The following is a 19,027-nucleotide window of genomic DNA, read 5'->3' as shown; positions in this document are numbered from 1 at the left end:
AGAGGGTGTACGCGGCGGGCGCGAGGCTCATCGCCGTACCCGGATGGCCGTTGCCGACCTTCTGTACGGCGTCGGCTGCCAGGACTCGGGCGGTGTCCACGGCCCGCTGGTCCAACTCGGTCCACGCGAGGTCTTCAGTGGTCGGCTTGGTGCTCACCCTGGGTCAGGGCTCCTCTCCACATGTCTCGTGCCGGTGTTCTTCACGGCACCGGCCGTTGTCGAGCCTACCCCCGTAGGAACGCGCTTTTTTTCGAGTCATTCCAGACTGCCGGGACTGTGTCCCGGCCGCCTCCCGACCAGTGGTTCGCATGCTGAGACCAGGGGGTTCCGCTGTTCGACATCTGAATACGGAGCCGCTCATCCGACTGCTCAACCGAAGTGTGTTCGGCTCGTCGCGCGGCCCCTCCCAACACGACCCGACCCCCTTGAAAGGCTGGCTCTGGGCAACGTCTACAGTGGCGTGGTACGCGCGAGCCGTTACGGGGAGTTCACATCCTGCAGGCTCGCTGGGAGTCTCTGTCAGGGGTGTGCGTGACGGCCGTCGAATCCCGTCCACCGGGAGTGCTCGGGGCGAGCAGCACGAGCAGCAGCCGGGGTCAGCGGCCGATCGGGGCCCGCGTCAGGGCGTTCGTGGCGTTGACGAAGCCGCGGATCATCGAACTGCTGCTGATCACCACCGTTCCGGTGATGTTCCTCGCCGAACAGGGTGTCCCGGACCTCTGGCTGGTGCTCGCCACGTGCATCGGCGGCTTCCTCTCGGCGGGCGGCGCCAACGCGCTCAACATGTACATCGACCGCGACATCGACGCGCTCATGGAGCGCACCTCGCAGCGCCCGCTCGTCACCGGCATGGTCACCCCGCGTGAGGGCCTCGTCTTCGGCATCGCCCTCGCCGTCGTCTCCACCGCCTGGTTCGGCCTCCTCGTCAACTGGCTGTCCGCCTGGCTGTCGCTCGGGGCGCTCCTCTTCTACGTCGTCGTCTACACGATGATCCTCAAACGGCGTACCTCCCAGAACATCGTCTGGGGCGGCATCGCCGGCTGCATGCCGGTCCTCATCGGCTGGTCCGCGGTGACGAACTCGATGTCGTGGGCCGCGCTGATCCTCTTCCTGGTCATCTTCTTCTGGACCCCGCCGCACTACTGGCCCCTCTCCATGAAGGTGAAGGACGACTACGCCCGCGTCGGCGTCCCGATGCTCCCGGTGGTCGCCTCCAACAAGGTGGTCGCGCGGCAGATCGTCATCTACAGCTGGGTGATGGTCGCGGTGTCCCTGATGCTGACCCCGCTCGGTTACACGGGCTGGTTCTACACGTCGGTGGCCCTGGTGACGGGCGGCTGGTGGCTCTGGGAGGCCCACGCCCTCCAGAACCGCGCGAAGGGCGGCGCGACGGGTGGCAAGCTCAAGGAAATGCGCCTGTTCCACTGGTCGATCACGTACGTGTCGCTCTTGTTCGTAGCCGTGGCAGTGGATCCCTTCCTCCGGTAAGGGGGCGCGCGCCCTGAAGGGGGGCGCGGGGAACTGCGCGAGCAACCACGCACAATCCGCACAACACGCACGCGCCCACCGACAGCGACGCGCAACGGCGAGTGGCCAAGCCCACTTACCCCACCCGTCGCCCCTGCGAATACCCATCGGTAGCATCCTGCCCATGGCAGACACCAAGCAGGTTGACGAGGCCAAGGAAGCCAAGGCCGCCGCGAAGGCCGAGCGCAGGGCGGCCAAGTTGGCGAAGCAGATCGGCTCTTTCGCCAAGGCTCACGGCGGTGCCGAGGCCCAGGTCGCCTACATCGGCGAGCAAGGTGCCCGCATCGTCCTGGTCGGCGAGGACGGCGGCTGGGGCGACCTCGTGGCCCCCACCTACGCCATCGCCGAGCAGGCCGTGCAGAAGGCCGGCGTCACCGTCCACGAGGACTTCGACGGCGAGTTCGCCGCCAAGGTGAGGACCGGCCCGTACGAGTGGTCGCGGATGGCCGGAATCCAGGTCGGCGGCCCGAGCAACAGCAACACCTGAGCCCGGCTCACCCGTTAGGACCTGTGGGAGTTCACAGGTCCAGCCTCGGGAGCCCGGATGATCGAAACGCCGTCCCTCGTGGACCAGTACTGCCACGGCGTACTGCGAACGGAGCTGGGCCTCGGCACCTTCGAGGCCCACCTCGCCCGCAGCGAGGGCCCGCCGGCGCCCGGCACCACCTTCTTCGACACCCAGACGGGCTTCGCCGTACGCCGCTGGTGCCCGCCCCTGCTGGGCCTGGAACCGCACTGCCCACCGGCCCGCTATCTGGCCCGGCGCCGCGAATTGGGCGTACTGGAGGTCGGCCGCAGACTCCTGCGGGGCAGCGGCATCACGACCTACCTCGTCGACACGGGGCTGCCGGGCGACCTCACCGGGCCGGGCGAGATGGCCTCCACCGCAGACGCGGACGCCCACGAGATCGTCCGCCTCGAACTGCTCGCCGAACAGGTCGCCGACACCTCCGGCACCGTCGAGTCGTTCCTGGCCAATCTCGCCGAGTCGGTGCACGCGGCCGCCGCGAACGCCGTCGCCTTCGCGTCGGTGGCGGGCGTACGCCACGGTCTGGCGTTCGCGCCCGAACCGCCCGGACCTGGGGAGGTGCGGGGCGCGGTCGGGCGCTGGCTCGCGCACCGGCCGGTCGGCGGGGCGCTCACCGACCCGGTCCTCCTGCGCCATCTGCTGTGGATCGCCGTCGCCTCGGGCCGCCCCCTCCAACTCCACGCGGGCCTCGGCGAACCCCGCCTGCGCATCGACGCCACCGACCCCGTCCTGCTCACCGACTTCGCCCGCTCGACGGCGGGCCTCGGCACCGACCTGGTCCTGCTGCACGGCTACCCGTACCACCGCCACGCGGCCCACCTCGCCGGTGTCTTCCCGCATGTCTACGCCGACCTGGGCGCCGAACTCGTCCGTACCGGCGCCCGGGCCACCGCCGTGCTCGCCGAGGTCCTCGAACTCGCCCCCTTCGGCAAGCTCCTCTTCTCCAGCGGCGCCCACGGCCTGCCCGAGCTGCACGTGGTCGGGGCCCGGCTGTTCCGCGAGGCGCTGGCCCGGGTGCTGGGGACCTGGGTGGCGGAGGGCGCCTGGTCGCCGGCGGACGCGATGCGCGTGGCGGGGCTGATCGCGGCGGGGAACGCGCGGCGGGTGTACGGGCTGGAGTGAGCTGTAGAGACTGAGTGCATGACACGCAGCTACGCGACCACCGGATTACCCGGCTCCGCCGCCACCGAGGCTCTGGTCGAACGCTTCCTCGACGAACTCCAGGAACTCACCCCGCTCGCGGTCTGGGCCCACGGTTCCCTGGGAGGAGGCGACTACCAGGAGGGCCGCAGCGACCTGGACCTGATCGCCGTCCTGGAAGGTCCGGTCACGGCCCGGACCGCTTGGCAGGTGGGGCGGCTGCACGCTCGCCTGCGCCACGAGCCGCTCGCCACCCTCCTGCACTGCACCTATCTGACGCCCGGCACGGCGGGCGACGCCGAGCACAGGCACCTCACCTGGGCGCACCGGCGGCTGTTCCGGCGGACGGTCACCCCGGTCACCCGGCGTGAGCTGCACACCTTCGGCCTCGTCCTGCACGGCGAACCGCCCAAGGCGCTGCTGCCACCGGTGTCGGACATCGAGCTGGACGCCTTCGTCGTCCGCGACCAGCAGGAGTACCGGCGTCTGCTGGCCGACAGGGCCCACCTCTGGGACCGGGACGTCTGGGTCGACCTCGGACTGCTCACCTTCGCCCGCGCCACCGTCACCCTGCGCGACGGCCGTCTCATCACCAAGCGCGAGGCCCTGGACCTGCTGCCCACGCTGGGCGCGCCCGCCGAGGTGATCGAGGACATCAGGCGGCGCCGGTACGGGCAGCCGACCGAGGAGGTGCCGTACCGGGGTGAGCTGACCCGGCTGTTCCTCGGCCCGGCGATCGACGACCTCGTACGGACGTACGGCTGACGCGGCGGGCGTAGGCCGTCCGGGCCTCAGCCGTGCGCGGCGACCGGCGTCTCCGCGACGGCCGGACCCGGCACGTCCACCTCGTCCGCCGGCCGTTCGCGCAGGGTCAGCAGCACCCGGAGGGTGGCGATCCACACCAGGCAGGAGCCGAACATGTGCGCGCCGACCAGGATCTCCGGGAGGTCGGTGAAGTACTGGACGTAACCGATGGCGCCCTGGGCGAGGAGGACCAGGAACAGGTCGCGGGTGCGGTTCAGCGGTCCGCGCGGGGCGTCGACCGCCTTCAGGACGAACCACAGGGCGAAGGTGAGCGTCACCACGATCCAGGCCAGGACCGCGTGCAGCTTGGTGACGTTCTCCCAGTTCAGGGGGATGCGCTCGACCTCGCTCGAGTCACCGGCGTGCGGGCCGGCGCCCGTGACGACCGTGCCCACCGCGATCAGCAGCAGCGTGACGCCCACCAGGACCCACACCAGCTGTCGCACCGCCTTGCCGACCAGCGGACGGGGGGCGCTGTCGGCCTCGCCGGTGCGATGCCACATCACGGCGGCGACGGCGATGAGCGCGGTGGAGAGCATGAAGTGCGCGGCCACCGTGTACGGGTTGAGGCCGACCAGCACGACGATGCCACCGAGCACCGCGTTGCTCATGACGACCCAGAACTGCGTCCAGCCCAGCCTTGTCAGGCTGCGCCGGTACGGCTTCTGAGAGCGCGCGGCGATGATCGCCCAGCCGACCGCCGCGCACAGCACGTACGTCAGCATGCGGTTGCCGAACTCGATGTAGCCGTGGACACCCATCGCGCGGGTGGCGGTGAGCGAGTCGTCGGTGCACTTGGGCCAGGTCGGGCAGCCGAGGCCCGACCCGGTGAGCCGCACGGCACCGCCGGTCACCACGATGACCACCGCCATGACGAGGGCGGCGAGAGCCGCGCGCCGGACCGTTCTGGGGTCCGGGGTCCAGCGGTCGGCGATGAAGGCGAGCGGGTTGCGCGCAGCGGAGACGAGGTCGTCGCGGGTCACTTTCGGCACGCGCACCATGGTAGGCCGCCGCTTGTGCACGTATTCACGAGGGGTCGCGTCGCCCCGGCCACCACCGCGTGACCTGCGCCTACTCCCAGCGGAAGAAGCGGGCCGCCGCGCCCAGCCCGAGCACCGCCCACACGGCGAGGATCCCGAGGTCGCCCCACGGCATCCCGGCGCCGTGCTGGAGGACGTCCCGCAGCCCGTCCGACAGCGCCGAGATCGGCAGCAGTCCGAGCACGCTCTGCGCCGCGTCCGGGAACTTGTCCAGCGGGACGATGACGCCGCCGCCCACGAGCAGCAGCAGGAAGACCAGGTTCGCCGCCGCGAGCGTCGCCTCCGCCTTCAGCGTGCCCGCCATCAGCAGACCGAGGCCGGAGAAGGCGGCCGTGCCGAGGATCAGCAGGAGCAGCACGGCGAAGGGGTTGCCGTGCGGGGACCAGCCCATCGCGAAGGCGATCACCGTGAGCAGGGCGACCTGGAGGATCTCCGTGACCAGCACGGACAGCGTCTTCGCGGTCATCAGGCCCCAGCGGGGGAGCGGCGAGACCGCCAGCCGCTTGAGGACGCCGTAGCGGCGCTCGAAGCCCGTGGCGATGGCCTGGCCGGTGAACGCCGTCGACATCACGGCGAGCGCGAGGACGCCCGGGGCCAGGAAGTCGACCGCACTGCCCGCGCCCGTGTCGACGATGTCCACCGACCCGAAGAGCACCAGCAGCAGGGTCGGGATGACGACCGTCAGGAGCAACTGCTCGCCGTTGCGCAGCAGCATCTTCGTCTCCAGGGCCGCCTGCGCCGCGATCATGCGGGGGAGCGGGGCGGCGCCAGGCTTCGGCGTGTACGTGCCCGTGCTCGTACTCGCGCTCATGAGCGCAGCTCCTTACCTGTGAGCTCCAGGAACACGTCTTCGAGGGTGTGCCGTTCCACCGAGATCCGGTCCGGCATCACCCCGTGCTGGGCGCACCAGGAGGTGACGGTCGCCAGGAGCTGCGGGTCGATCTTGCCGGTCACCCGGTAGACACCGGGCGTCAGTTCGAGGGCGGTGGAGTCCGCCGGGAGGGCCTTGAGCAGGGAGCCGACGTCGAGGGCCGGGCGGCCGGTGAAGCGCAGGGTGTTCTCCGCGCCGCCCCGGCACAGCTCCTCGGGCGTTCCTTGGGCTATGACCTTGCCGGCGTCGATGATCGCGACGTCGTCCGCGAGCTGTTCGGCCTCGTCCATGTAGTGCGTGGTGAGAATGACCGAGACGCCGTCCGCGCGCAGGTCCCGGACCAGCTCCCAGGTCGCCCGGCGGGCCTGCGGGTCGAGGCCGGCGGTCGGCTCGTCGAGGAAGACCAGCTCGGGGCGGCCGACCACGGCCATCGCGAGGGCGAGCCGCTGCTGCTGGCCGCCGGAGAGCCGCCGATACGTCGTACGGCCGCAACTGCCGAGGCCCAGACGCTCGATGAGGGCGTCCACGTCGAGGGGGTGGGCGTGCAGCTTGGCCACATGCCGGAGCATCTCGTCGGCGCGGGCGCCGGAGTAGACGCCGCCGGACTGGAGCATCACGCCTGTCCGGGGGCGCAGCGCGGCGGCCTCGCGGACCGGGTCGAGGCCGAGGACGGACACCGAGCCGGAGTCCGGCTTCCGGTAGCCCTCGCAGATCTCGATCGTGGTCGTCTTGCCCGCGCCGTTGGGGCCGAGCACGGCGGTGACGCCCGCCCCGGCCACCAGGTCGAGGCCGTCCACCGCGGTCTTGTCGCCGTACCTTTTCACCAGGGACCGGACCTGGACCACGGGGTCACTTCGCATGGGACCGAGTCTAGGTACGCGGCCGGGTGCCGAGGCGGGCGGGTCCGGAGATCTCCTCCTCACGGGGACGGTGCAAGGGGAGCCAGCGCTCGGCGTACGCCACCGCGTCGGCCACCGGGAACAGACGTACGTCCGCCGCGCCCACCCCGGCCCGGCGGATCCCGTGGTCGCGCTCGAAGTCGTACCCCAGCTCGTCGAACCGGTCCGAGTCGATCCACACCTCGGTCACCACCTCCCAGCCGTCCGGGCCCGGCCTGCCGACCTCGACCAGCGGTGCGGGAATCCGGTATTCGGCCAGGTGGAAGCTGGTGCAGGAGTCGTAGCCCGCGCCGAGCAGGAGCACGCGGGCGCCCGCCTTCTCCAGCCGGGCCAGGGGGCTGCGCTCGCCGAGGCGGCAGTCGCGGGCATGATCCGCGAGGATCGCCGCCGCGCCCGGGCCGATCGCCGCGAAGGACGTCTGGGGGTGCGCGCTGCGCAGGGCACCCGGCCACGTCCGCACCGTCTCGGGGATCACACCGACCCCGCGCGTGGGCGTGGTGTCCGGGTCGTACGCGGGCATGGTCGCCCGGATCAGTTCCCACCACTCCTCGGGCACCGGCGGGTACGCCCACAGCGCCGGGTCCGAGAGCTGGCCGGTCTGGCTGGGGACGACCAGGGTGCCGTCCGGACCGAGCGCGTCGAGCAGCGCCTGGACGACCGTGACGGTGCCTCCGCAGACCCAGCCGAGCGCGCTGAGCGAGGAGTGCACGAGGAGGGTCTCGCCGGGTTCGACACCGGTGGCGCGCAGGTCCGCCACCAGGTCGGCGCGGGTGACAAGAGGGCCGGTGGGAGGGGTTGTCGACATGGTGTGGCAGTCTTCCGGAGCGGCTTTCGCGGCGCTAGCGGTTTGATCGATCAATGATCGTTCCCGCAGGTCAGCTTAGGTATGCCTAAGTGATGCACGGCACCGCTCGCCCGTCCGGGCGCGGCTTGCCCCTGTCCGAGGAATTACGCAACAATGGCGTTGTGAAAAACGTTGGCGAGGCTCCGCAGGAGGAACTCGCGACCGGGGAGCGGTCGACACGCAACCGGGTCGCGCGGTCCATCCTGTCCCACGGCCCGTCCACCGTGGCCGACCTCGCCGGGCGCCTCGGGCTGACCCAGGCGGCCGTCCGCCGGCACCTCGACGCACTCGTCGGCGACGATGTCGTACAGCCCCGCGAGCAGCGCGTCTACGGCGCGCGTACGCGTGGGCGCCCGGCCAAGGTGTTCGCCCTGACGGACTGCGGGCGGGACGCCTTCGACCAGTCGTACGACAAGCTCGCCGCGGACGCGCTCCGCTGGATCGCGGACCGGGAGGGCGGGGAGCAGGCGGTCGCCGCCTTCGCCCGCGCCCGGGTCGCCGCCGAGGCCGGCGCCTACCGCAAGGCCGTCGAGGCCGCGGACCCCGAACAGAAGACCGAAGCCCTGGCCAAGGCCTTGAGCACCGACGGGTACGCTGCTACGGCACGCAGTGCCCCCCACCCGCACCAGGGTGAGCAGCTCTGCCAGCACCACTGTCCGGTAGCCCATGTGGCCGAGCAGTTCCCGCAGCTCTGCGAGGCCGAGACCGAGCTCTTCGCCGAACTGCTCGGTACGCACGTCCAGCGGCTGGCCACCATCGCCCACGGCGACGGCGTCTGCACGACGTTCATCCCCAGAGTTTCAAAGACAGCCACCGACACCGCATCTGCAAGCACCGCCGGGAGGAACCCCGCATGACGCTCCCCATTGAGGAGACTGCCCACCCCGAGCTGGAGGGCCTGGGTAACTACGAATACGGCTGGGCCGACTCCGACGTGGCCGGTGCCTCTGCCAAGCGCGGTATCAACGAGGACGTCGTCCGCGACATCTCCGCGAAGAAGAACGAGCCGGAGTGGATGACCAAGCTCCGTCTCAAGGGCCTGCGCCTGTTCGAGAAGAAGCCCATGCCGAACTGGGGCTCGGACCTGTCGGGCATCGACTTCGACAACATCAAGTACTTCGTGCGCTCCACGGAGAAGCAGGCGGAGTCCTGGGAGGACCTGCCCGAGGACATCAAGAACACGTACGACAGGCTCGGCATCCCCGAGGCGGAGAAGCAGCGCCTCGTCGCGGGCGTCGCGGCCCAGTACGAGTCCGAGGTTGTCTACCACCAGATCCGCGAGGACCTGGAGGAGCAGGGCGTCATCTTCCTGGACACCGACACGGCCCTCAAGGAGCACCCGGAGCTCTTCAAGGAGTACTTCGGGACCGTCATCCCGGTCGGCGACAACAAGTTCGCGTCGCTGAACACGGCCGTGTGGTCCGGCGGCTCCTTCATCTACGTGCCGAAGGGCGTGCACGTGGAGATCCCGCTCCAGGCCTACTTCCGTATCAACACGGAGAACATGGGCCAGTTCGAGCGGACGCTGATCATCGTCGACGAGGACGCCTACGTCCACTACGTCGAGGGCTGTACGGCCCCGATCTACAAGTCGGACTCCCTGCACTCCGCGGTCGTCGAGATCATCGTCAAGAAGGGCGCCCGCTGCCGCTACACGACCATCCAGAACTGGTCGAACAACGTCTACAACCTGGTCACCAAGCGCGCCGTGGCGTACGAGGGCGCGACCATGGAGTGGGTCGACGGCAACATCGGCTCCAAGGTCACCATGAAGTACCCGGCCGTCTACCTGATGGGCGAGCACGCCAAGGGCGAGACCCTCTCCATCGCCTTCGCGGGCGAGGGGCAGCACCAGGACGCCGGCTCCAAGATGGTCCACATGGCGCCGAACACCTCCTCCAACATCGTGTCGAAGTCCGTGGCGCGTGGTGGCGGCCGTACGTCCTACCGCGGTCTCGTCGAGATCGGTGAGGGCGCCCACGGCTCCAAGTCGAACGTGCTGTGCGACGCGCTGCTCGTCGACACGATCTCCCGCTCGGACACGTACCCCTACGTGGACGTCCGCGAGGACGACGTGTCCATGGGCCACGAGGCCACCGTCTCCAAGGTCAGTGACGACCAGCTCTTCTACCTGATGAGCCGTGGCATGACCGAGTTCGAGGCGATGGCGATGATCGTGCGCGGCTTCGTCGAGCCGATCGCGAAGGAGCTGCCCATGGAGTACGCGCTGGAGCTCAACCGGCTGATCGAGCTGCAGATGGAAGGCGCGGTCGGTTAAGACCGTCGTTCTCCCGCAGTAGCCAGATTTCTTGACGTAGGAAGAGAGCAGACCGACAGCCATGGCTGAGGCTCAGAACATCCCGGTGGGCTCGACCACCGCCGGCCAGATCGCGGTGGCCGCAGAGTCGACCGTCGCCACGCGCATGAGCGCGCCCCCGTCCTTCGACGTGGCGGACTTCCCGGTCCCGCACGGCCGCGAGGAGGAGTGGCGGTTCACCCCGCTGGAGCGGCTGCGCGGGCTGCACGACGGCACCGCCGTCGCCACCGGCGAGGGCCTGAAGGTCGCCGTCGAGGCGCCCGAGGGCGTCACGGTCGAGACCGTCGACCGCGACGACGCGCGCCTCGGCAGGGCGGGCGCCCCCGTGGACCGCGTCGCCGCCCAGGCCTACTCGGCGTTCGAGAAGGCCGGTGTGATCACCGTCCCCAAGGAGACGGTCCTCGCCGAGCCGATCCGTATCGCCGTGCACGGCGAAGGCGGCACCGCCTTCGCCCACCAGGTCGTCGAGCTGGGCGCCTTCGCCGAGGCCGTCGTCGTCATCGACCACACCGGTGACGCCGTGCTCGCCGCCAACGTCGACTACATCCTGGGCGACGGCGCCAAGCTGACCGTCGTCTCCGTCCAGGACTGGGACGACAAGGCCGTGCACGTGGCCCAGCACAACGCCGTCATCGGCCGGGACGCCTCCTTCAAGTCCGTCGTGGTCACCTTCGGCGGCGACGTCGTACGACTGCACCCGCGCGTGACCTACGCCGGCACCGGCGGCGAGGCCGAACTCTTCGGGCTGTACTTCACGGACGCCGGCCAGCACCAGGAGCACCGCCTCCTGGTCGACCACAACGTCCCGCACTGCAAGTCGAACGTCGTCTACAAGGGCGCGCTCCAGGGCGAGGGCGCCCACGCCGTGTGGATCGGCGACGTGCTGATCGAGGCCAAGGCCGAGGGCACCGACACCTACGAGATGAACCGGAACCTGGTCCTCACGGACGGCGCCCGGGTCGACTCGGTGCCGAACCTGGAGATCGAGACCGGCGAGATCGTCGGCGCCGGCCACGCCTCGGCGACCGGCCGCTTCGACGACGAGCAGCTCTTCTACCTGATGGCCCGCGGCATCCCGGCCGACGAGGCCCGTCGTCTGGTGGTCCGCGGCTTCTTCGCCGAGCTGGTCCAGCACATCGGTGTGGACGACATCCAGGAACGCCTTCTCGTGAAGATCGACGAGGAGCTGGAGGCGTCGGTCTGATGGCTGCCTCTTCGACGTATGTACGCGCCTGCGGGCTGAGCGAGCTGGAGGAGGACACCCCGAAGCGGGTGGAACTCGACGGCACGCCGGTCTCGGTCGTGCAGACCGAGGGCGAGGTGTTCGCCATCCACGACATCTGCTCCCACGCGAACGTCTCGCTCTCCGAGGGCGAGGTGGAGGACTGCCAGATCGAGTGCTGGCTGCACGGCTCCGCGTTCGACCTCAGAACCGGCAAGCCGTCCGGCCTTCCCGCGACGCGCCCCGTCCCCGTTTACCCCGTAAAGATCGAAGGGGACGACGTGCTCGTCTCCCTCACCCAGGAGTCCTGAGGCACCCATGGCAACGCTTGAAATCCACGACCTGCACGTCACCGTCGAGGCCGACAACGCCACGAAGGAGATCCTCAAGGGCGTCGACCTGACCGTGAAGCAGGGCGAGACGCACGCCATCATGGGCCCCAACGGCTCCGGCAAGTCGACCCTCGCCTACTCGCTCGCGGGCCACCCGAAGTACACGATCACCGGCGGCACCGTCACCCTCGACGGCGAGGACGTCCTGGAGATGTCCGTCGACGAGCGCGCCCGCGCGGGCCTGTTCCTGGCGATGCAGTACCCGGTCGAGATCCCCGGCGTCTCGGTCTCCAACTTCCTGCGCACCTCCGCCACCGCGATCCGCGGCGAGGCACCCAAGCTCCGCCTGTGGGTCAAGGAGGTCAAGGAGGCCATGCAGCGCCTCAACATGGACCCCGCCTTCGCCGAACGCAACGTCAACGAGGGCTTCTCCGGCGGCGAGAAGAAGCGCCACGAGATCCTGCAGCTCGAACTGCTCCGGCCGAAGATCGCGATCCTCGACGAGACGGACTCCGGTCTGGACGTCGACGCGCTGCGCATCGTGTCGGAGGGCGTGAACCGCGTCCGCGAGACCGGCGAGGTCGGCACCCTGCTGATCACCCACTACACGCGCATCCTGCGCTACATCAAGCCCGACCACGTGCATGTGTTCGCGAACGGCCGTATCGCCGAGTCCGGCGGCCCGGAGCTCGCCGACCAGCTCGAGGCCGAGGGCTACGACAAGTACGTGAAGGGTGGCGCATCCGCGTGACACAGCTGCCGGGCCTCCTCGACACCGAGGCGATCCGCAAGGACTTCCCCATCCTGGACCGCCAGGTCCACGACGGTAGGAAGCTCGTGTACCTGGACAACGCGGCGACCTCGCAGAAGCCGCGCCAGGTGCTGGACGCCCTGAGCGAGTACTACGAGCGCTACAACGCCAACGTCCACCGCGGTGTGCATGTGCTCGCCGAGGAGGCCACGGCGCTGTACGAGGGTGCGCGCGACAAGGCGGCCGCGTTCATCAACGCGCCGAGCCGCGACGAGGTGATCTTCACCAAGAACGCCTCCGAGTCGCTGAACCTCGTGGCGAACATGCTCGGCTGGGCCGACGAGCCCTACCGGGTGGACGCCGAGACCGAGATCGTCATCACGGAGATGGAGCACCACTCCAACATCGTGCCGTGGCAGCTGCTCTCGCAGCGCACGGGCGCGAAGCTGAAGTGGTTCGGGCTGACCGACGACGGCCGCCTCGACCTCTCCAACATCGAAGAGATCATCACGGAGAAGACGAAGATCGTCTCCTTCGTGCTGGTGTCCAACATCCTCGGCACGGTCAACCCCGTCGAGGCGATAGTGCGCCGGGCGCAGGAGGTCGGCGCCCTGGTCTGCATCGACGCCTCGCAGGCCGCGCCGCACATGCCGCTGGACGTGCAGGCCCTCCAGGCCGACTTCGTGGCCTTCACCGGCCACAAGATGTGCGGTCCGACGGGCATCGGCGTGCTCTGGGGCCGCCAGGAGCTGCTGGAGGACCTTCCCCCGTTCCTCGGTGGCGGCGAGATGATCGAGACGGTGTCGATGCACTCGTCGACGTACGCTCCCGCCCCGCACAAGTTCGAGGCGGGCACCCCGCCGATCGCGCAGGCGGTCGGCCTGGGAGCGGCGATCGACTATCTGAACTCGATCGGCATGGACAAGATCCTCGCCCACGAGCACGCGATCACCGAGTACGCGGTGAAGCGGCTGGCGGAGGTCCCGGGCCTCAGGATCATCGGCCCCGCCACGGCCGAGGACCGGGGCGCGGCGATCTCCTTCACGCTCGGCGACATCCACCCGCACGACGTGGGCCAGGTCCTCGACGAGCAGGGCATCGCGGTCCGGGTCGGCCACCACTGCGCCCGTCCCGTCTGCCTGCGCTACGGAATTCCCGCGACCACCCGAGCGTCGTTCTATCTGTACTCCACGCCGGCCGAGATCGACGCGCTGGTCGAAGGTCTGGAGCACGTACGGAACTTCTTCGGTTGAGGGGACGAGCGATCGCATGAAGCTGGACTCGATGTACCAGGAAGTCATCCTGGACCACTACAAGCACCCGCACGGGCGGGGCTTGCGGGATGGCGACGCCGAGGTGCACCACGTGAACCCGACGTGCGGCGACGAGATCACCCTGCGAGTGAAGTACGACGGCACGACCGTTCAGGACGTCTCGTACGAGGGCCAGGGCTGCTCGATCAGCCAGGCGTCGGCCTCCGTACTGAACGACCTGCTCGTCGGCAAGGACCTCGCGGACGCGCAGAAGATCCAGGAGACCTTCCTGGAGCTGATGCAGTCCAAGGGGAAGATCGAGCCGGACGACGCGATGGAGGAGGTGCTGGAGGACGCGGTCGCGTTCGCCGGCGTTTCCAAGTACCCCGCCCGGGTCAAGTGCGCCCTCCTCAGCTGGATGGCGTGGAAGGACGCGACGGCCCAGGCGCTGGGCGCCGACGCCGACGTCGAAAGGAAGACGGCATGAGCGAGACCCTGGAGATGAAGCCGGCCTCCGAGGAGGAGGTCCGCGAGGCCCTGTACGACGTCGTGGACCCCGAGTTGGGCATCGATGTCGTCAACCTCGGCCTCATCTACGGCATCCACATCGACGACGCGAACATCGCGACGATCGACATGACCCTGACCTCCGCGGCCTGCCCGCTGACGGACGTCATCGAGGACCAGGCCAAGTCCGCCACGGACGGCATCGTCAACGAACTCCGCATCAACTGGGTCTGGATGCCCCCGTGGGGCCCCGACAAGATCACCGACGACGGCCGCGAGCAGCTCCGGGCGCTCGGGTTCAACGTCTGAGACCTGTGACATGGGTGTGGCCCCCGGCGATTCGCCGGGGGCCACACTCGTGTGCGGGTGTCACGCCACTCAGCCGAGACCCTTCACCAGGCGGAAGAAGAAGTCCTGGCGGCCGGTCGTGTTGTAGCCGTACGGGTCCAGGACCAGCTCGAAGTTCTTGTGGCGCAGGTAGCGGTCGGGATAGTTCACCGCCTGGAGCATCACGGCGTCCGAGTACGGCGACTGCACGGGGCAGAACGTGGCGTCCTGCCTGAAGAGGTTCGAGCCGTCGTTGCCGCTGACCCGGAGCCGGAAGCTCTGGTGCCGGACGTAGCGGCCGTCCGACATCCGGAAGGAGTAGCAGGAGGACTTGGCGAGGCCGGAGACGACCTTGAAGGACGAGTCCTCCCGGGTCTCGCTTCCGCTGCGGGAGCTCACCTGGTCCAGCCGGATCACACCGCTGCGCAGATGCCAGTACCGGTCCGAGTAGTTGACCGCCTGTACGGACTTCCGTGAGGTGGACGAGGACGGCGGCTTCTTGGTGGGCGACGTCGTCTTCGACGGCTCGGCGGTCGGCTTCGAGCCGCCCTGCTGTTTGTCGTCGGACGAGCCGGAATCCTTGGAGCCGGCGGAGTCCTTGTCCTCGCCCTTGTCCTCGCCGTTGTCCTTGTCCCCGTCGTTCTTGGAGTCGCCCTCGGAGCCCTGCGGCTCCGACAGGCCGCTCTTGCCGTCCGGCGCCGAGGTCGCCGGGGGCGACGTGGGCGGGAGGGAGAGGGAGGGGAGGACCCGGTCGTCAGCGGCGGTGGTGCGGCCGTTCTTCTCCGACGAGTCGTCAGGTCCCGAGTCCTGCAGGGCGATCCAGGTCACGCAGGAGGAGACCACGGCGAGGGCGAGGGCACCGGCCAGCCAGAGGCGGCGCGTGCCCGGTATTCGGGTGTCGTTCGGGGCGACACCCGTCTCCCACACCTTCGCGGATCTGAGCACCGGAAGGTTGGGCGTGATCTGGTCCGGATCAGGTCCGGGCTTTTGTGGCGGCATGCGCGGTTCCTTCAGCGTCGCCAGATGCGGACGCGAATCGTCATGGGATCGACAGGGAGGAGCCAGACGCGACCCGGTATGCGAGATCCTCAAGATCATCACATTCGGGAGCTTGACCGTTGAAACAGTAGTGGACCAAGTGGTGCCCGGGGAGCCCTTTCAGTGAGCGCTTCCATAACAGAACGGCCCCGAAAGCAGGGCCTCTTGGCGGTCGCCGACATCCAATTCCGCCCATAAGTACGCCTGTGCGTGCGATGTGTGCACGCGCACCTGTGATGTGTACACCCGTACGCATGATGTGTACGATCGTACACATGGGATATCTGTTGCTCGCCGGCGCCATAGCCGCCGAAGTGGCCGCCACCACCGCCATGAAGTACAGCGAGGGCTTCAGCAAGTTGTGGCCGTCGCTGGTCACCGGTGTGGGGTACCTCGTCTCCTTCGTCCTGCTCGCCCAGGCGTTGAAATCGATGTCGATCGGCACGGCGTACGCGATCTGGTCCGGCGTCGGCACCGCGACCGTCGCCGCGCTCGGGCTGGTGCTGTTCGGGGAGGGGCTGAGCTTCGCCAAGGTCGCCGGCATCGTGCTGATCATCGCGGGAGTGGTGGTGCTGAACCTGGGAGGCGCCCACTGATGGCCCGGCGTTACGACCCCGAGCGGCGGCAGCGGATCATCGACGCCGCGATCCGGGTCGTGGGAGAGAGAGGCATCGCCGGGCTGAGCCACCGGACCGTGGCCGCCGAGGCGGACGTACCGCTCGGCTCGACGACGTACCACTTCAAGACCCTCGACGATCTGATGGTCGCCGCCCTGCGGCAGGCCAACGAGGGCTTCGCGAAGACCGTCGCCGCGCGCGAGGCGCTGCGGGACCCCGGCACCGACCTGGCCGCCGAACTGGCCGCGCTGGGCGGCGAATGGTTCGCCGGTGACCGTACGGGCCTGGAGGTGGAATACGAGCTCTACCTCGCCGCGCTGCGCAGGCCCGCCCTCCGGCCCGTCGCCGACGAGTGGGGCCGGGCCTTCGCCGACTGTCTCGCCCGCCGCACCGACCCGGTGACCGCACGGGCGCTGGTCGCGCTGATCGACGGCATCTGCCTGCAGGTACTGCTGACGGGGGCACCCTATGACGAGGAGTACGCGCGGGAGGTGCTGGCGCGGGTCATTCCCTGAACCGCGACCCGGGCGAGCGCCGCGGCCGCCGGCCCGCGTGCTTCCCTGAGGCACCCTCGCCGGACGGCTTCGAGTGAACCGTGAACCTTCCTCGGGTCATCGGGAAACAGGGGGTGACAGGAACACGGCGAAGGGGAGCGGTTGTGACGAGTGGGAGAGAACCCGGTGAGCGGACCACCGCCACAGGCACGCGTGGAGGACGACGCCGAGGTCGTCACCCAGTCGCTGGAACAGCCCGAGCTGTCGCGCGGCTCTACGACCGCTACGCCCCGGACATCCACCGGTACGTGGCCCGGCGGCTCGGCGACTCCATGGCCGACGACCTCACCGCGGACACCTTCCTCACCGCGTTCCGCATCCGCGGCCGCTACGACCGGAGCCGCCCCAACGCCCGCCCCTGGCTGTACGGCATCGCGGGCAACCTCATCGGCAAGCACCGCCGTACGGAGGTCCGGGCGCTCAAAGCTCTGGCCCGCACCGGACACGATCCGGTCGCCGCGTCCTGGAGCCAGACCTGGGTCGAGCGGACCGACAGCCGGGTCGCGGCGCAGGGGCCGCTCGCCGGGGCGCTGGCGGCGCTGCCCGCGGGGGACCGGCACGTCCTGCTGCTCGTCGCCTGGGCCGACCTCAGCTACCAGGAGGTCGCCCAGGCCCTGGACATCCCCGTGGGAACGGTCCGCTCGCGGCTCAACCGCGCGCGACGCAAGGTGCTCGGTGCCGACATCAAGCCGCCCGAGGGGCTGGCGGGCAGCCTGTACCGCGCGCTCGCCACGCTGCCCCACCTGGACGTGGTCGACCACATGGTCGAGGACGCGGCCGGCCGCCGGGCCGTCGCCCTGCGCTACAGCGGCAACGACGCCGGGGACGAGCGCATCGAGCGGGAGTGGCTGATCGATCCGGAGACGTACGAGGTGCTCGGTGAGCGGATGATCAACGACGGCGAGACGGTCACGGGCAGGGCGTTCGCCGCCGCGGTCGTGGACGAGCCGGGCAAACGCGGCTGACCCCTCGCCTCCGAGCGGCCCGCTCCACGGGGGTGGGCGGGCCGCTCGGCACCGTATGTCCGCAAAGTGCCCGGCCCCTGAGACACCCCCGTCGCCGGTTGGCCCGCACTGCCCCCGGACAGTTAGGTTGCCCTCATGACCGACACGACTGCTCCTCGTACCACCGGCGCCGTGGCCGCCGGCCTCGCCACGATCGCCGCCGACGGCACCGTTCTCGACACCTGGTTCCCCGCGCCCGAGCTCTCCGCCGAGCCCGGCCCCTCCGGCACCGAGCGGCTGACCGCCGAGCAGGCCGCGGAGCTGCTGGGCGGCGCCGCGACCGCCGCGATCGGTCAGGACACGCGCCGGGGCGTCGAGGTCGTCGCGGTCCGCACGGTCATCTCCTCGCTCGACGAGAAGCCGGTCGACACGCACGACGCCTACCTGCGCCTGCACCTGCTCTCCCACCGCCTGGTCAAGCCGCACGGCCAGAGCCTGGACGGCGTCTTCGGCCTCCTCGCCAACGTCGCCTGGACCTCCCTCGGCCCGGTCGCCGTCGACGACCTGGAGAAGGTGCGCCTCAACGCCCGCGCCGAGGGCCTGCACCTCCAGGTCACGTCCGTCGACAAGTTCCCGCGCATGACGGACTACGTGGCCCCCAAGGGCGTCCGGATCGCCGACGCCGACCGCGTCCGTCTCGGCGCGCACCTCGCCGAGGGCACCACGGTCATGCACGAGGGCTTCGTCAACTTCAACGCGGGCACCCTCGGCACGTCGATGGTCGAGGGCCGGATCTCCGCCGGCGTCGTCGTCGGCGACGGCTCCGACATCGGCGGCGGCGCCTCCACCATGGGCACGCTCTCCGGTGGCGGCAACGTCATCATCTCCATCGGCGAGCGCTGCCTGATCGGCGCCGAGGCGGGCGTCGGCATCGCCCTCGGCGACGAGTGCGTCGTCGAGGCCGGCCTCTACGTCACCGCCGGCACCCGCGTCACCATGCCCGACGGGCAGGTCGTCAAGGCACGCGAGCTCTCCGGCGCCTCGAACATCCTCTTCCGCCGCAACTCGGTCACCGGCACGGTCGAGGCCCGCCCGAACAACGCGGTCTGGGGCGGCCTGAACGAGATCCTGCACAGCCACAACTGAGTCCCACGGTCCACGTACGAGTTACTCGGCGTGACCTTCGTGCGGTCCAGGCAGATGAACGGGTGGACACAGAGTCCGATCAGAGGCCGAGCCGACGAAATGAGGGGCCGAGGGATGAGGAACGACCGGGCGAGGACCATGGCGCGAGTGGTCACGGGGGTGCTGGCCGGGGCGACGCTGTGCTGGCTTCCGGCCGGGGCCGCGCACGCGGACGAGACCAACAAGTCCTCGCACAACGGACCCCGCATCGGGCTCATCAACGTCGGCCAGGTCGACGACCCGATGGAGGACGTGTTGGAGCACACCCTGCTGTTCGGTGACGGGTACCGCTGGGGCTGACCCGGCCGTCGTAGGGAATCCGGGCC

General features: G+C 69.7%; 22 protein-coding genes and 1 pseudogene. 17 read left to right on the top strand and 6 right to left on the bottom strand.

Features of this window, described 5'->3' with window-relative positions:
* Positions 1–157, bottom strand: a 157-nt coding sequence (locus ACFU53_RS37710; RefSeq protein ID WP_384003227.1) for a hypothetical protein, incomplete at its 3' end; no start/stop codon positions are given.
* Between the two features lie 374 nt (positions 158–531).
* On the opposite strand from ACFU53_RS37710, the gene ACFU53_RS37705 reads away from it, so the two are divergent.
* From ACFU53_RS37705 to ACFU53_RS37690, 4 genes are all read left to right on the top strand, one after another.
* Entirely contained in the window at positions 532–1,488 is a 957-nt protein-coding gene (locus ACFU53_RS37705) for a heme o synthase (RefSeq protein WP_384003224.1), read from the top strand.
* Between the two features lie 163 nt (positions 1,489–1,651).
* The gene (locus ACFU53_RS37700; RefSeq protein ID WP_384003221.1) at positions 1,652–2,014 is read left to right on the top strand and encodes a hypothetical protein; all 363 of its coding nucleotides are present in this window, start codon (positions 1,652–1,654) and stop codon (positions 2,012–2,014) included.
* A 57-nt stretch (positions 2,015–2,071) separates the two neighbouring features.
* A complete protein-coding gene (locus ACFU53_RS37695) occupies positions 2,072–3,178 on the top strand; it encodes an amidohydrolase family protein (RefSeq protein ID WP_384003218.1) in 1,107 nt (368 codons plus the stop codon).
* A gap of 18 nt (positions 3,179–3,196) precedes the next feature.
* Positions 3,197–3,961 carry a nucleotidyltransferase domain-containing protein gene (locus ACFU53_RS37690; protein ID WP_384003215.1) on the top strand — a complete coding sequence of 255 codons (765 nt, stop codon included), beginning with the start codon at positions 3,197–3,199 and terminating at the stop codon, positions 3,959–3,961.
* A gap of 26 nt (positions 3,962–3,987) precedes the next feature.
* Here ACFU53_RS37690 and ACFU53_RS37685 read toward each other — a convergent pair whose 3' ends face one another.
* The 4 genes from ACFU53_RS37685 to ACFU53_RS37670 form a co-directional block, all read right to left on the bottom strand.
* Positions 3,988–5,001, bottom strand: coding sequence for a heme A synthase (locus ACFU53_RS37685; RefSeq protein ID WP_384003213.1), 1,014 nt, complete (start codon positions 4,999–5,001; stop codon positions 3,988–3,990).
* A gap of 70 nt (positions 5,002–5,071) precedes the next feature.
* Positions 5,072–5,851, bottom strand: coding sequence for an ABC transporter permease (locus ACFU53_RS37680; RefSeq protein ID WP_384003210.1), 780 nt, complete (start codon positions 5,849–5,851; stop codon positions 5,072–5,074).
* The gene (locus tag ACFU53_RS37675; protein WP_384003208.1) at positions 5,848–6,771 is read right to left on the bottom strand and encodes an ABC transporter ATP-binding protein; all 924 of its coding nucleotides are present in this window, start codon (positions 6,769–6,771) and stop codon (positions 5,848–5,850) included. The genes ACFU53_RS37680 and ACFU53_RS37675 overlap by 4 nt, the downstream gene beginning before the upstream one ends.
* A gap of 10 nt (positions 6,772–6,781) precedes the next feature.
* The gene (locus ACFU53_RS37670) at positions 6,782–7,615 is read right to left on the bottom strand and encodes an aminoglycoside N(3)-acetyltransferase (RefSeq protein ID WP_384003205.1); all 834 of its coding nucleotides are present in this window, start codon (positions 7,613–7,615) and stop codon (positions 6,782–6,784) included.
* 161 nt (positions 7,616–7,776) lie between these two features.
* Here ACFU53_RS37670 and ACFU53_RS37665 point away from each other — a divergent pair, with 161 nt between their 5' ends.
* The 8 genes from ACFU53_RS37665 to ACFU53_RS37630 all read left to right on the top strand — a co-directional run bounded on the left by ACFU53_RS37665 (position 7,777) and on the right by ACFU53_RS37630 (position 14,345).
* Positions 7,777–8,511 (top strand): helix-turn-helix transcriptional regulator, encoded by a 735-nt coding sequence (locus ACFU53_RS37665; protein WP_384003202.1) that lies wholly within the window; start codon positions 7,777–7,779, stop codon positions 8,509–8,511.
* Positions 8,508–9,932, top strand: a complete 1,425-nt coding sequence (sufB, locus tag ACFU53_RS37660) for a Fe-S cluster assembly protein SufB (RefSeq protein WP_046704503.1) — start codon at positions 8,508–8,510, stop codon at positions 9,930–9,932. The genes ACFU53_RS37665 and sufB overlap by 4 nt, the downstream gene beginning before the upstream one ends.
* 61 nt (positions 9,933–9,993) lie before the next feature.
* Positions 9,994–11,175 (top strand): Fe-S cluster assembly protein SufD, encoded by a 1,182-nt coding sequence (gene sufD / locus ACFU53_RS37655; protein WP_384003199.1) that lies wholly within the window; start codon positions 9,994–9,996, stop codon positions 11,173–11,175.
* The gene (locus tag ACFU53_RS37650) at positions 11,175–11,504 is read left to right on the top strand and encodes a non-heme iron oxygenase ferredoxin subunit (protein WP_384003196.1); all 330 of its coding nucleotides are present in this window, start codon (positions 11,175–11,177) and stop codon (positions 11,502–11,504) included. The genes sufD and ACFU53_RS37650 overlap by 1 nt, the downstream gene beginning before the upstream one ends.
* A gap of 7 nt (positions 11,505–11,511) precedes the next feature.
* Positions 11,512–12,276, top strand: a complete 765-nt coding sequence (gene sufC / locus ACFU53_RS37645; RefSeq protein WP_384003193.1) for a Fe-S cluster assembly ATPase SufC — start codon at positions 11,512–11,514, stop codon at positions 12,274–12,276.
* Positions 12,273–13,529 (top strand): cysteine desulfurase, encoded by a 1,257-nt coding sequence (locus ACFU53_RS37640; protein ID WP_384003190.1) that lies wholly within the window; start codon positions 12,273–12,275, stop codon positions 13,527–13,529. The genes sufC and ACFU53_RS37640 overlap by 4 nt, the downstream gene beginning before the upstream one ends.
* Before the next feature lie 16 nt (positions 13,530–13,545).
* On the top strand, positions 13,546–14,016 hold the full coding sequence (gene sufU, locus ACFU53_RS37635) for a Fe-S cluster assembly sulfur transfer protein SufU (RefSeq protein WP_384003188.1): 471 nt from the start codon (positions 13,546–13,548) through the stop codon (positions 14,014–14,016).
* On the top strand, positions 14,013–14,345 hold the full coding sequence (locus ACFU53_RS37630; RefSeq protein ID WP_005477879.1) for a metal-sulfur cluster assembly factor: 333 nt from the start codon (positions 14,013–14,015) through the stop codon (positions 14,343–14,345). The genes sufU and ACFU53_RS37630 overlap by 4 nt, the downstream gene beginning before the upstream one ends.
* A gap of 69 nt (positions 14,346–14,414) precedes the next feature.
* On the opposite strand, the gene ACFU53_RS37625 is transcribed toward ACFU53_RS37630, so the two are convergent.
* Positions 14,415–15,362 carry an AbfB domain-containing protein gene (locus ACFU53_RS37625; protein WP_384003184.1) on the bottom strand — a complete coding sequence of 316 codons (948 nt, stop codon included), beginning with the start codon at positions 15,360–15,362 and terminating at the stop codon, positions 14,415–14,417.
* 314 nt (positions 15,363–15,676) lie between these two features.
* Between ACFU53_RS37625 and ACFU53_RS37620 the strand changes: the two genes are divergently transcribed.
* From ACFU53_RS37620 to ACFU53_RS37600, 5 genes and pseudogenes are all read left to right on the top strand, one after another.
* Complete coding sequence (locus ACFU53_RS37620; RefSeq protein WP_384003181.1) at positions 15,677–15,997, top strand: DMT family transporter; 321 nt, start codon at positions 15,677–15,679, stop codon at positions 15,995–15,997.
* Entirely contained in the window at positions 15,997–16,533 is a 537-nt protein-coding gene (locus ACFU53_RS37615) for a TetR/AcrR family transcriptional regulator (RefSeq protein ID WP_384003179.1), read from the top strand. Before ACFU53_RS37620 ends, ACFU53_RS37615 begins: the two co-directional genes overlap by 1 nt.
* 165 nt (positions 16,534–16,698) lie before the next feature.
* Positions 16,699–17,243: pseudogene (locus ACFU53_RS37610) on the top strand (RNA polymerase sigma factor); the annotation flags it as partial.
* Between the two features lie 429 nt (positions 17,244–17,672).
* A complete protein-coding gene (gene dapD / locus ACFU53_RS37605; protein WP_384003177.1) occupies positions 17,673–18,662 on the top strand; it encodes a 2,3,4,5-tetrahydropyridine-2,6-dicarboxylate N-succinyltransferase in 990 nt (329 codons plus the stop codon).
* 114 nt (positions 18,663–18,776) lie between these two features.
* Positions 18,777–19,001: a hypothetical protein gene (locus ACFU53_RS37600; RefSeq protein ID WP_384003174.1), complete on the top strand. Its 225-nt coding sequence runs from the start codon at positions 18,777–18,779 to the stop codon at positions 18,999–19,001.
* Positions 19,002–19,027 lie beyond the last annotated feature (26 nt).

Source organism: Streptomyces sp. NPDC057474 (assembly GCF_042802555.1).
Lineage (GTDB): Bacteria > Actinomycetota > Actinomycetes > Streptomycetales > Streptomycetaceae > Streptomyces.
Note: the sequence above shows the minus strand (reverse complement) of the source record. Positions and strands in the feature narration are given on the sequence as shown.

Bases quoted from the DNA above. Each gene is read 5' to 3' on its own strand.
- sufD (WP_384003199.1), top strand. From the start codon at position 9,994: ATGGCTGAGGCTCAGAACATCCCGGTGGGCTCGACCACCGCCGGCCAG.
- ACFU53_RS37690 (WP_384003215.1), top strand. From the start codon at position 3,197: ATGACACGCAGCTACGCGACCACCGGATTACCCGGCTCCGCCGCCACC.
- ACFU53_RS37615 (WP_384003179.1), top strand. From the start codon at position 15,997: ATGGCCCGGCGTTACGACCCCGAGCGGCGGCAGCGGATCATCGACGCC.
- ACFU53_RS37675 (WP_384003208.1), bottom strand. From the start codon at position 6,771: ATGCGAAGTGACCCCGTGGTCCAGGTCCGGTCCCTGGTGAAAAGGTAC.
- ACFU53_RS37685 (WP_384003213.1), bottom strand. From the start codon at position 5,001: ATGGTGCGCGTGCCGAAAGTGACCCGCGACGACCTCGTCTCCGCTGCG.
- sufC (WP_384003193.1), top strand. From the start codon at position 11,512: ATGGCAACGCTTGAAATCCACGACCTGCACGTCACCGTCGAGGCCGAC.
- sufU (WP_384003188.1), top strand. From the start codon at position 13,546: ATGAAGCTGGACTCGATGTACCAGGAAGTCATCCTGGACCACTACAAG.
- ACFU53_RS37600 (WP_384003174.1), top strand. From the start codon at position 18,777: ATGAGGAACGACCGGGCGAGGACCATGGCGCGAGTGGTCACGGGGGTG.
- dapD (WP_384003177.1), top strand. From the start codon at position 17,673: ATGACCGACACGACTGCTCCTCGTACCACCGGCGCCGTGGCCGCCGGC.
- ACFU53_RS37700 (WP_384003221.1), top strand. From the start codon at position 1,652: ATGGCAGACACCAAGCAGGTTGACGAGGCCAAGGAAGCCAAGGCCGCC.
- ACFU53_RS37625 (WP_384003184.1), bottom strand. From the start codon at position 15,362: ATGCCGCCACAAAAGCCCGGACCTGATCCGGACCAGATCACGCCCAAC.
- ACFU53_RS37620 (WP_384003181.1), top strand. From the start codon at position 15,677: ATGGGATATCTGTTGCTCGCCGGCGCCATAGCCGCCGAAGTGGCCGCC.
- sufB (WP_046704503.1), top strand. From the start codon at position 8,508: ATGACGCTCCCCATTGAGGAGACTGCCCACCCCGAGCTGGAGGGCCTG.
- ACFU53_RS37695 (WP_384003218.1), top strand. From the start codon at position 2,072: ATGATCGAAACGCCGTCCCTCGTGGACCAGTACTGCCACGGCGTACTG.
- ACFU53_RS37670 (WP_384003205.1), bottom strand. From the start codon at position 7,615: ATGTCGACAACCCCTCCCACCGGCCCTCTTGTCACCCGCGCCGACCTG.
- ACFU53_RS37650 (WP_384003196.1), top strand. From the start codon at position 11,175: ATGGCTGCCTCTTCGACGTATGTACGCGCCTGCGGGCTGAGCGAGCTG.
- ACFU53_RS37680 (WP_384003210.1), bottom strand. From the start codon at position 5,851: ATGAGCGCGAGTACGAGCACGGGCACGTACACGCCGAAGCCTGGCGCC.
- ACFU53_RS37630 (WP_005477879.1), top strand. From the start codon at position 14,013: ATGAGCGAGACCCTGGAGATGAAGCCGGCCTCCGAGGAGGAGGTCCGC.